This is a genomic window from Bradyrhizobium genomosp. III, from assembly GCF_000261705.1.
Lineage (GTDB): Bacteria > Pseudomonadota > Alphaproteobacteria > Rhizobiales > Xanthobacteraceae > Bradyrhizobium > Bradyrhizobium ottawaense.
The window spans coordinates 1-10,780 of sequence record NZ_AJQF01000449.1; the positions used below are offsets into that span (position 1 = coordinate 1).

Below are 10,780 nucleotides of genomic sequence, written 5' to 3' on the forward strand. Positions count from 1 at the left end.
ACGCTCCACTTCCATCCTGTTCGCCGCGCGGCAGCTGCTCATGAAGGTCCCAGCAGGGGCAGACGACCGGGCCATAGCGGGGAGTGTAGGAATCAGGACGGTCTGGAATCCTTGGTCACGTCTGGTGATCGGGGGCAAGGACGCGCGGCTCGCATTCCATCTGGTGATCTTCTGCTGTTACATGAAAGGAAATGACCCGCCTGAGTTCGCGTGGCGATGCAAGGGCGGGTAGCTCGCCAAGCAATACTGCCCGAGTCGTTGCGCTGGATGGATCCTCGCGCAGAACCTCATCGACGCTGTGTACCCACGGCTTGAATTCCTCTGTGAGCGGCTCGTCCGTTGCAGACCGCCAGCCGTTCAACTCTCCCCTCGGTGAATAAGCCGTTGATCTTTCGCCAGGCACTTTGCGCCCGCCTCCGGCCGCCGCGCGATGAGACAACGGCCGCGGCTTCCCGGTCGGTCGGCGCCTTCGCAATGGTGCGCGGAATCGGCTTTGGAGCGAATTCCGGGTCAACGGATCGAGCTCTTATCACCAGAAACGAGCTCCGGTTCGCGAGCGGAGTTGCGCTCGCCTTGTCCATGCGGGCGGTTTGCAATCGAAGCAAGCCGGTGTACAGGCGTGATCGCGACATAGTCCTCGGCGGCGAATGGGCGCCGAGGACTGGGGCCATCAGCGAACTTCAGAACGGCCCCTAAGCATCTGCAGTTTGGAGCCTCGTAACAGTGAAGCCCTTAGTTGAGCTTGTAAGACGCCTGGAAGAACGTACCCCACCGTTCCATGCTGTAGTTCGCAAATCCTAGCGAGCCGCAGCCGTTTCCGCAGTCCGCGGAGTCCGCTTCCTTTTTCGTCCACATGGCCCAATAGCGGCCTCCAACGCCTAGGCTGATATTGTTGGTGACAAAGTAGGACAGAAGGCCTTCAACCTGGACGCCGCCGCCACCATTGCCGTGTTGCTCACTAAAGGTGGTCTTTTTGCGCAAGAGATGATTATCGCGGCCCTTGAAGTCGGTCCAGGGCAGGTAAGCGATGTCCGCATTCAGGCGCCAGCGCTCGGTCAGCATAGTTTCGGCGCTCAAGCCGATTCGAGGCGCATTCCATTGAGTATCTTGGCTGCCAACGATCCTATCGTCGCTCGGCTTGATACGACAAAAGTCCTGCGGATTTGTGAGCGGAACGCAACCCCTCGAGTCTGAGCTCTGGCTGTAATAGGCCCAGCCTATAAATCCGCCGATCTTGTAGTTCGTACTGCGCAGGACATCGTAACCGGCGTCGGCCGTGTAATATGCAAATCGCCCGTTTGACTCACCTGAACGAGTATTTAGGTAGGGGTATCCCTCGTGGGGCAGCCAATCTTCATCGTTCGATTTCCCTTTGTTGAAGAACCCGATACCAAGGCTACTCTTCAAGAACACTCCCCAGGGACTGTCGACACGGCCGAATACCTCCCCCGAAAGTCCGTCCAGTGCATGATAAGTGAGCCTGGAAATCAGTATGCTGGGGTCTTCAGGCCAGCCATACGGGACTGCGCTTTGATCCCACTGGAATCTTCCCCGGCTCAGCCAGAGCCGCGAGCCCCCTTCGAACGACCAACCGGACGTGTAGGGAATGGGTGGTACGCTGCCGGCTGATCTCGCATGCAGCGGCGAATCGGACTTTGGTGCGGCTTCTGGGTCCGCACCAAAGTGGTAGTTCAGACCAATTTTCCCAATGTGATAGTTGCTGGACAGGCTGGTCGTGCTCGCCGGCAAAATCGTAGACGGAGATAACTTCGCGGTCGAAGCGGTCGCGACGCTCGGCCCGCCAAAATGCAGATAGTCATACTCGACGTTCACCGACCATGAAGGCGTAAGGGCTTGCTCCACACCGAGCCCGATGACGCCACCAACTTGGCCATAGTCGAAATGGGTTTTCTCCTGTGGCAGGTCGCCCCCTTCAAAGTTGTTGACGATGTCGCCTCGATTATTTTGCCAGGCTGCACCTGCCTTGAGATAGGCAAGCGTTTGCCCGAGCGAGCCGAAGGCGTAACCGATGCGACCGGTCCCGGTCGCAAAGAGGTTCGGAGCTGCGTTGCAGTTTGCGCTTACAATCAAGTCTGAGGCTGCGAGGCAGGTGTTTGAGCCGCTCGCGACAGCTGCGCTGGCATCCAGTTCGAGGCCGTACACCCAACTATTGTTCTGCCAATTGTAGCCGATTTGGCCACCTGCGACGAAGGAGGGAATATCGACGACGTCGCCGTAGATCGGTGGGCCGAACGGATTGGTGAAAGAGGTTCGACCGTACCCGCCGCCTACATGCCCGCCAATGTAGCCTCCGGACCAGTTCCACACCGACGGTGGCAGGGCTTCTCGCCCGAGCTTCGCCATAGCTGTACCCGTTGTGGCGATCGCCATGGTCGCAGCCCCCAAAAAGAGAACTCTTGATCGCATAAAGATTGCCCTGAACTTTCCCGAGTTGTAGTCGCGCTCGCTAAGTATCGCCGCACGGCAAATCGTCGGAGCACCAGGCCCCCAATAACGAGCCGGGGCCGCTCCGAAGATCACCGCACGACGATTGGCGATGACGTCCTCAACGTAGCAAGCCGCGTGCCGGAGCAATTCCTTTGTTCTGCAGGAGCTTACTAAGAGCGTGCCGCGTCAACTTCCCTACATTGGGTGGAAGGCGGACGAACGAGTGTCGAGGTTCGCTGCATTGCGGAGCTAGCGTCCAAGGCACGTGCATGTGCCGGAACTTTGTGGTCTGCCCGGTGAGCACAAGCTGGTTCAGCTTGGATGAGCCGTGAGATTTCAAGCCTAGTGTTCTTTTCACTCCGCGAGCTGCCTGATGGCAACCAGCCGGCCGTTGCAAGTTCAGCTCGTACTAGTTTTTGGGAGCGTGAGTACGCCAGGAAGCTAGGAGTCGTGCTCGGACCGCTTTAGGATCGACGCGCCCATTGTCTTGCGGCTTTCGTCCCTCGCGGCATCCTTGAGCGCGTAATGATAGTTGATCGGCAAGATCGGATGGACCTCGGCCGACGAAATCGATCACACGATAGTCGCTGATCTCTTATCTAAACAGGTCCTGATATGGCAGTATGTAGGATCGTGACCAGATGGGACGGATGCTCTCTGCATTGCGCGAAGCTAAATCGGAGGCGCAAAGATCGAGCCGCGATAAGCCCTCATCAAGTGCGTTTGTAACAGCACATCTGCTACTCTGACATCAAGCGGCACAATCGGCCTATCCTAAAGGTAATATCAGGATCGGTGCCCGGGCCATCTCAGGAAATATCGAGGATCAAGACTCAAAAGTCAGTGCGAGAACGGGCACATCCGCGGAGATCCGGCGTTGGGTAAGCTCTAGAGATGCAATGAAGTCCGCCTCGAGGAGATACCTCATCGAAAGCGCTCCCGCGACGGTGCGCCAAGGAGCTCTGCGCGCCAAGGGATGTCTGTCGAACAAGGCTCCGCTCGCAAAATCTTCTTGCTCGGTAAGGCAGCTAGAAAATTGGCCGAGTCGGTCGATGGCCACAACGAGTTGCCGAAAGTCTTGCCGGCGTAATTCGCCAACGGATCAAGTCGTCAGACCGCGAACTTGAATCCACCGTCGCCTAGCCCGTTGGGGCATCAAGATTCATGGATGGTTCTTCATTCCACGATACGTCACACCGTGGATCGAAAAATAAGTAATTGCAGGTCAGTTCTTCACCGGGTTGTACGTCACGGGCTGTGAAAACTCGGCGGTCGTCTTGGTATGTGTTTGGGCGGCTGCTGTGGTTCATGAAGCGGGCATTGTCAGCATTGTACTCGATAACACCATCGTAAGCCTTGTAGTCTCTTGGATAGGCATGCTTATCAAGTAGCGCTTGGAATGTTGGAGCTAGGGCTTCGTATTGTTCAGGCGTCACCGTGATGTCAACGATTGGGTTGTGAATCCAGATCAACGAACCTTTGGGCAAACGAGTCGCGGAGAAAAGTCCAATACCGCCAAACCTGTCTGGCTTCAAAATTGTGTCGACGATCAGCATTGAAGAAGTCTCCCGGAGTTACTACCCAGCAAACTAACTGACGTGAGCTGCGAAATCTGCTGCACGAATTGGTAGGCTCGTTTATCCGCGCCTCCATCACAATTTATGTCTTCTCCAGGCGTATTGGGCCGCCTGCTGCGGATCGCCTCCAGCGACAAGGCCGTGAGCTGGGAGGGCTGCAAGTCAGTCGCATTCCGAGCAAAGATCCGTGTCGATTATAGCGGCGAGCTCGTGTCGCACGATCATGACCTGTTACCAGCGCGACGGCGCGCTCGATGCTCTCGCGGCCCGGCAAGCCGCCGACAAGCCCTTCATCGCAGCTTCAAGAGCCGCCCGCGGGTGAATGCGTCAGTGCGTGCCCAGGCAACTGTGGATGTGGAGCAGATATTGCAGGCAAAGTGCGCGGGAGGCCGGCACTCGACTGCCGATTTCGCTGCACAACCGCCTCGAGGCAATCAACGTGATCACGCCGTAGTTAGCAAGAAAACGGAGGTAGAAGTTCGGCCCAACGAGGAGTTGCTAAGCGATGATGCTGGCAAGTCATCGACGCGAGCAGCGGACATCTGTGCTGCCCAGAACCGCGCCAACCTCGCAGGAGCAGCCGGAGCAAGCTATGGTCCAATAACAAGTCCAATTCCGGAACTATCTGGACGGGCTCCATGCGTTTGAGATGTCCCTCGGCGTCTACATTCGTGGGTGATGGATGAGCCGAAGGTCATCGCAGCCTCCGGGTCCGAAAAGGGCGGTGTAGCGCTCACCATGAATGTCGTATTGTTTTGTCGGATGCGCTTCGTCCGGCAGAAGGCCCCACTGGCCGAGTTTCGCCCGCATCGTGTCCGGCGCGGGTTGGGTGCCGTGCAAAAAAGTCTCGGGAACGGAGAATGATGCAGCGTAAATCTCGCGGGCCGCGGGGTACGTCCTCTGAGCCCTGGAGGACGCCGGAGCGGCTTGCTCAATCGACCGTCCAAAAAGCGATCGGGCGGTTCGATCCGTTGGCTGCAGGCTGGGCGGCAGAACGTTTTCCGGTCGAGATCCGAATTGAATGGTTGAGCCTGGCGGATTGAGTGGGGTGCTTCGCCTCATCGCCCCCGCAGGCACGAACAGCGCCGTGTAACGGTCATTGTGAACGATAAAACTGGTAGGTCGGCTGTCCTGGCTCGGCGGGACGTTGCTGCGCTCGTGCGCAGCGGACGCGTGCTGGTCGCCGTGCTGCGCGTTGAACGGACCAACGGCCGCTTCTGAGTCCAGGGCTTGGTGATGACCCTCGTTTGGTTCGAGAGATGACGATGGGCGAGCGTTATCCACCATGGCCCACAGCAGATCCTGATCGTAGACTTCCTCAGGAAGGACGAACCGGCTGCTGGCCAGAAGCGGTGCGCCGGCGTCTTCAATTAACTCGCGACCGGTTGAATTGCCGGGCTCGGTGCGCTGGCGCGCAGTGGCATTTTCTTCCGCCAGGCTTAGTGTCCTCTGCCTCTTCGTAGGTTGGCCGGTGTAATCCTCATCCACAACGACTTCGTGACCTGAGCTGGAAGCGACCGAGGCTAGCTCGTTTGCAGCCGGCCGGTAGGCGCCGCTCCAGCTGAAGTAACGAACGGCTTCTTCGGGATCCGGTGCCAGACCACCCGGGGCTGGCCGGTTGAGAGACGATGCTAGGATCGCTTCGCGTATCGGCTCTTGCCACGGATCCTGATCGTGACCTTGCGCAGTCAGTTCCTCCGGCCCACCCTGCGGCGCGCGATGCTGCGCAGCGGCGTCCTCGCGTCTGGTGACTGCGTGTTCGGGATGAGGACGGTCCGTGCTCTGGTGCTCAAGTCCCAATGCCTGGGCCAGTCTAAGGCCTTCTTCAGACAGATGAGGGTAGTAGGGATCATGAAAAACGGGATTCTCTGCGATTGTCGAGGTATCAAGCTGGGGCACTTCATCCAAGTAAGGCTCAAACTCCGCTTGCTGCTGTTGCGGTGCCGCGGCGTGGTCACGGTCGAGTGGGTTGATGCGGTTAAAAGGGTCCATGTCGACTCTCCGGTGGTTTGAGTCGGCTCGCAATGCCGATCCAATCGTGTCACTGTCTCACTCTATTAGGATCAGCTGTCGACAAGCTGACGTGCTTAGAGACTAACCGGAGTGCGATCTCAGCTCAGTCATTTCGCCGCAACCGCGACTGGTGACGAAGCCGAGCAGGCGGCATCGTTTTTGCCTGTTTGGGACGGGCTCAAATACTGTCGGCACTCTGACGCCGCGATGATCTCGGCAACTGATTGTGGCTCTTCGGTCATCCCAACGTCTCACGCCTTGCTCAGCTTGCACAATCTAATACGGTTGGTGGCCGACAACGGTTCCTGGCTCGCATGTTCGTGTGCCGTACCGCGGCGGATGCTCTCGCTCGGATTGTGGTTCTCTGCTGGTGCTCGGCCGGCAAGACACAGAAAGCCAATAGGCTTTATATCGGCGATCCTTGTCCGGTAATCGCGGCCACGCACATATTTGGTGCGCTCGCAGTAAAGATGTCGAGTGCATGCTCCGCGACCGCGCCGGCTGGGCGCCGTTGAGACCCTCCATGGCCTTCTTCTTGCCGCTCAGAACCAGCTCGGGCTCTCTTTGATCGCCGGCGGACTTGTGCTGCGGCGCACGTATTTGCCCCGCGATCGATTGTTCAGGCCCCAAAAATCGCCAATAGCAAAAGATTCGCCGCATCCTTTCCAGCAGGGCCGATCGTGCCTCCTGAAATCGCGAGTCAACATACGGCCCGGCTAAGCAGGGGATCAAAGCTCCTGGTCGCCGCGCTCGGCTGGCAAAATCAAGTACGTGAAGCGGATCCAACCGGCGAGAGTCGCGCGCCCGGTCCTCACCTTGGGCCCGGCCGCCTCGATTGCGCCGATAGCTTTTGCGGTGTTGCGCGGCCATCCTTGGCCGCTTCATCTCGCCGGCGTCTCTGGAACGATTCCGTCGCGGCACCGGGCGAGCAGAACACGCGCTCTGTTGCGCAGAATTTGTAGCACGCATGATCAACCGCAGGCGGCTGAGCGAAGGGCAGGATGTTGATAGTCTCATTCTGGCCATATCGCCTCGTCGAGAAGTTCTCGCAAATTCACCATCCGCGTTGCTCCGCTGCTTCCCTAAGCGCGTCATCAGCCAGATTCCTGCATAGCTCCCGCTTTGTTCGTATTCACCCGGTCCCGTTCAAGACCTCGATGTGCAGAGCCCGACAGCACATTGCAATTGAATCGATCTGAGATCGCAAAGAGATGATTGTCTGAACCAAGCGCGCGAGTCCTGGCATGTCGATTGCTGGGAAGTGCTTGCTACACCATGCACTGAACTAGACGCAAAGGCCGAGTCAGATCCAACTTGCCGTCGAAACCAATTCTCTAGCTTAGAAGCGGCGCTGCTAACTGCCGCTCCGCCCAACGGAGCCAAGTCATGCTGAGCGACACATCCAAATTCTTCGCCTCCATTCGCATCAACAAGCAGGAAGCGCAGGAGGAGCGCCGGACCGCGGTGCGATGCGAATGGCCTGATTGCCAGAACAAGGCAACCCATCCCGCGCCAAAGGGCCGCCACAATGCGCGCGAATATTGGCACTTCTGCATCGAGCATGCTCGCGAATACAATCAGTCCTACAATTTCTTCTCCGGGATGGACGCCGAAGCGATCGCGCGCTACCAGAATGACGCGCTGACGGGCCATCGTCCAACTTGGAAAATCGGCGAGCCCATCAGCGCCCGCAAGATGACCGGCAGCCCGGCCCATTCCGAGGACGACTGCGATGCTTTTTGCATGCTCGCTGAGCTGAAGGGACGCGCCCGCGCGGAGGCCAGGCCTGAGACGCGCAAGCTTTTCAATGCCAAGCGGAAAGCGTTGCAGGTGATGGGCCTGAATGTCGATGCGACGCTCGGAGATATCAAGGCGAGGTACAGGGCGATGGTCAAGAGGCACCACCCCGATGCCAATGGCGGCGACCGCTCTACGGAGCAGCGCCTGGTCGAGATCATCAAGGCCTACCATTACCTGAAGACCGTGGTGCGGGAGAGCTAACCCGGACACGACTTGAACGGCTTCACCTCACCCGCCATTCCATAGCCCTTCATCGTGTGAAGGCTGCACCCGAGCTGGCGTGTAACCCGCTTCAGACCCTAGGCCCGAGAGGCGCAACATTTCCGCCACGCCACAAGGAGTTCTATCAACCTGCTCCCGGACCGATCAACAACGAGCCTTTGTTTCTTTCCTCGTTCATTCGCTCTCTCCTCGGGTTTGCAAGGAGGGGGCAAGTCTTCACGACGCCGATGGGCAGTTCGCAAAGGCGAGCCACAGCGAAAGTTCGAAAGTGCCGTCCTCGACTGCTCGAAAAGCAGAGCCACACTAAACTGCTGCTCCGCTGCCCGCAGGAAGGTTGGTACTGGACTTGCCTCGCGCGTTAAGATGGCACTCAGGGAGTGCCATTCGCGCCCCGTCAATGCAGGTGAGACGGCAGGCCTTTAATCACGCTCTTGATCTATATAAAATTCTGTGTCGCGCATGAGACGTTGTCGCATGTTCGACGTATGTCACATCCGCTCAACCAGAGGAGACCATCTTTCTGCGAGTGCCCCTATTATGGGGGCAAGTTCTCCGATCGGCGAGTGGTGCGAGAATTGCTGTGCGCATCGGTGGTTCTTGGAAAGTCCTGAGGATCGCATGCACGCTGTCGTCCTCGTCAAGCAGCCATTTGTTGATGTCCGCGGGTGGTGGCCCAAAATGCGCAAGCACCTGAGGGCGCTGGACCCGTCCGGGTGTGGTGTGCCGAGCTGCGAACAGTTCCATGCCGACCTCGCTCCTTTGCGGTGGCGCTCGAGATGCCGGCATGTTCTTACGAGAAGTGCTGACCGTGTCCGCCGCAATCGTTGCATGATTTGCCAGCCGTTCTTTCGAGAGACTGGGGCACTGGCACCTCGGAGAGCAGCCCGACCGGTCAGCAGCGAACAAAGTCAGCTTCGCTTTGGCTCGACCTGCCAGCGTGCGTCAAGTCGCTCCGATTATCTTCTCGGAGCGTGCTGGGACCGTGTGAAACAGTCTGGGCCGGCGCTTTCCTTTCGCGCGCGAGCTTTCAGCTGCAAGAAGCAAAGCCAACATCTGTGTAAGCAAACGGAAATAGAAAATGGATGACCAGTCGCACGGCAAAATGCCACTCGCTTCAAGCAGACGGGAAAGCCGCGGGCCCGACCTATTCAGCTTCATCGAGTGCGCTATACAGACAAGATCAATCGCAGCGCTGTTCGATCTTCTTGTGAATTTCGCGAGCAATGAAGGCTTTGATAAAGTCGCCTACGGAGCACTCTCCTGCTCCAATGAGCGTCGTTTGCCAGAGTATCTACCGCCCCCGCCAACTATAAACTTCCCGTCTGATTGGTGCCAACGCTATGCTGAACAAGAATATCAAGCGATCGACCCGGTGGTCCGGCGGACAGCAATGCTGCCAAGGCCCTTTCTTTGGGATGAACTAACCAGTCGATATGAACTGCAGCCCCGTGAGCTGCGCGTCTTACGCGAGGCCAAAGAAGCAGGCCTTAAGCATGGCATGAGCGTGCCATTGTTTGGATCGCAAGGCCGATCGGCTTTCGTATCGTTTGCATCTCCTTTCGATGATGCCGATCCACAGGATCGCATGGCTCATCTCACGACATTGGCGTCGGCGTTTCACAACGCTGTCGCGCAGATTACACCGCCGCTTGATGAGAGTTGCGAGACAGACATTCCGCTAACACCGCGAGAAACAGAGTGCCTATACTGGGTCGCAGAGGGGAAGTCAGCCTGGGTAATCGGGCAACTTGTTAACGTCACTGATAATACCGTCAATTTCCACATGAAGAACGTCATCAGAAAGCTAGGGGCGGCAAACCGGACAAATGCTGTAGCCAAAGCAACCCGGCGCGGCATCATTTAGCTCCGTACGCCTTCAAAGGAACGATCAAGGACCCTGCGTCGGCGGGCTCTTCCTTTGCGATTCATCTGCTGAGGTCGGGATAGCCGATCTCTAGTGGATTCAACGATGTACTTCAACGGAATTGGCTCAAACCAGATGACGGGGCAAGCGCATCCGGCTCGCGTGTCCGGTGTTTATCAGTGGCTGGCGTGGACCTAGGGGCGTCGGCGCTTCATGCAAGTCTCGCTGCGTCAGACTCGCCTGAGGCTGGATTTCCTAGTTCGGACAATGCAGGTCCTAGGCGGTAAATCGCATGCTTTGTCATACCGACCACGCGATCCCGGCGCTATTGATATGAAGTTCCATCCGTTTCAGATCGAGGATGTCGATCTGTTTGCCAGGAATCGCGCTGTTATAGGTTTTTGCAAGTAAGTGTTGCTAAACAGGCTGCTCAACGCAATGAACGGGTTGAAGCAACAATGACAACATCTTCATTCTCGCCACCAACCGTCTCGAGGCTCTCGAGGCTGCGCCAGCCGGCCGTCCCGGCCATATCGATCAGGCAACTGAGGTGCCGCTGCTCGATGCGACCGCCCGCGAAAGCTGGTTCGTCCCTATGGCAGGGGCTTGCCGCTGGACGAAGCCGTGATCGCTGAAGCCAGGCCCTTCACCTGAGCGGCAGCGCGGCCCTTATCGAGAAGTTGATGCTTCGCGTTGTGCAATCGAGGCTTGCCAGCTGCGGCAATGTCGGCGCGATTTCCACTAACATGAAGCTACCTGCCCGTGCGCAGCGAGTTCAATCGCGATGCGCATTGCATTGTGGCTATGGTGCGCGCCCCACAACTAGGCGCGTCCCAAGTTACCTATCGAAGGATTT

6 protein-coding genes are annotated in these 10,780 nt (G+C 57.8%); 3 read left to right on the forward strand and 3 right to left on the reverse strand.

What is annotated here, in order from left to right:
- Positions 1-232, forward strand: a 232-nt coding sequence (locus tag IC66_RS48025; RefSeq protein WP_210161488.1) for a hypothetical protein, incomplete at its 5' end; no start/stop codon positions are given.
- A gap of 500 nt (positions 233-732) precedes the next feature.
- On the opposite strand, the gene IC66_RS0135700 is transcribed toward IC66_RS48025, so the two are convergent.
- The 3 genes from IC66_RS0135700 to IC66_RS0135710 all read right to left on the reverse strand — a co-directional run bounded on the left by IC66_RS0135700 (position 733) and on the right by IC66_RS0135710 (position 6,017).
- Positions 733-2,391: an outer membrane beta-barrel protein gene (locus IC66_RS0135700; RefSeq protein ID WP_223153744.1), complete on the reverse strand. Its 1,659-nt coding sequence runs from the start codon at positions 2,389-2,391 to the stop codon at positions 733-735.
- A 1,196-nt stretch (positions 2,392-3,587) separates the two neighbouring features.
- Positions 3,588-4,004 carry an SET domain-containing protein gene (locus IC66_RS43960; protein WP_011084680.1) on the reverse strand — a complete coding sequence of 139 codons (417 nt, stop codon included), beginning with the start codon at positions 4,002-4,004 and terminating at the stop codon, positions 3,588-3,590.
- Positions 4,005-4,688: 684 nt separating this feature from the next.
- Complete coding sequence (locus IC66_RS0135710) at positions 4,689-6,017, reverse strand: hypothetical protein (protein WP_038950849.1); 1,329 nt, start codon at positions 6,015-6,017, stop codon at positions 4,689-4,691.
- A gap of 1,407 nt (positions 6,018-7,424) precedes the next feature.
- On the opposite strand from IC66_RS0135710, the gene IC66_RS0135715 reads away from it, so the two are divergent.
- Positions 7,425-8,039 (forward strand): J domain-containing protein, encoded by a 615-nt coding sequence (locus IC66_RS0135715; protein WP_011084684.1) that lies wholly within the window; start codon positions 7,425-7,427, stop codon positions 8,037-8,039.
- Positions 8,040-9,138: 1,099 nt separating this feature from the next.
- Positions 9,139-9,924, forward strand: a complete 786-nt coding sequence (locus IC66_RS43970; protein WP_018645272.1) for a helix-turn-helix transcriptional regulator — start codon at positions 9,139-9,141, stop codon at positions 9,922-9,924.
- Positions 9,925-10,780: the final 856 nt, after the last annotated feature.

Bases quoted from the DNA above. Each gene is read 5' to 3' on its own strand.
- IC66_RS43960 (WP_011084680.1), bottom strand. From the start codon at position 4,004: ATGCTGATCGTCGACACAATTTTGAAGCCAGACAGGTTTGGCGGTATT.
- IC66_RS0135715 (WP_011084684.1), top strand. From the start codon at position 7,425: ATGCTGAGCGACACATCCAAATTCTTCGCCTCCATTCGCATCAACAAG.
- IC66_RS0135700 (WP_223153744.1), bottom strand. From the start codon at position 2,391: ATGGCGATCGCCACAACGGGTACAGCTATGGCGAAGCTCGGGCGAGAA.
- IC66_RS43970 (WP_018645272.1), top strand. From the start codon at position 9,139: ATGGATGACCAGTCGCACGGCAAAATGCCACTCGCTTCAAGCAGACGG.
- IC66_RS0135710 (WP_038950849.1), bottom strand. From the start codon at position 6,017: ATGGACCCTTTTAACCGCATCAACCCACTCGACCGTGACCACGCCGCG.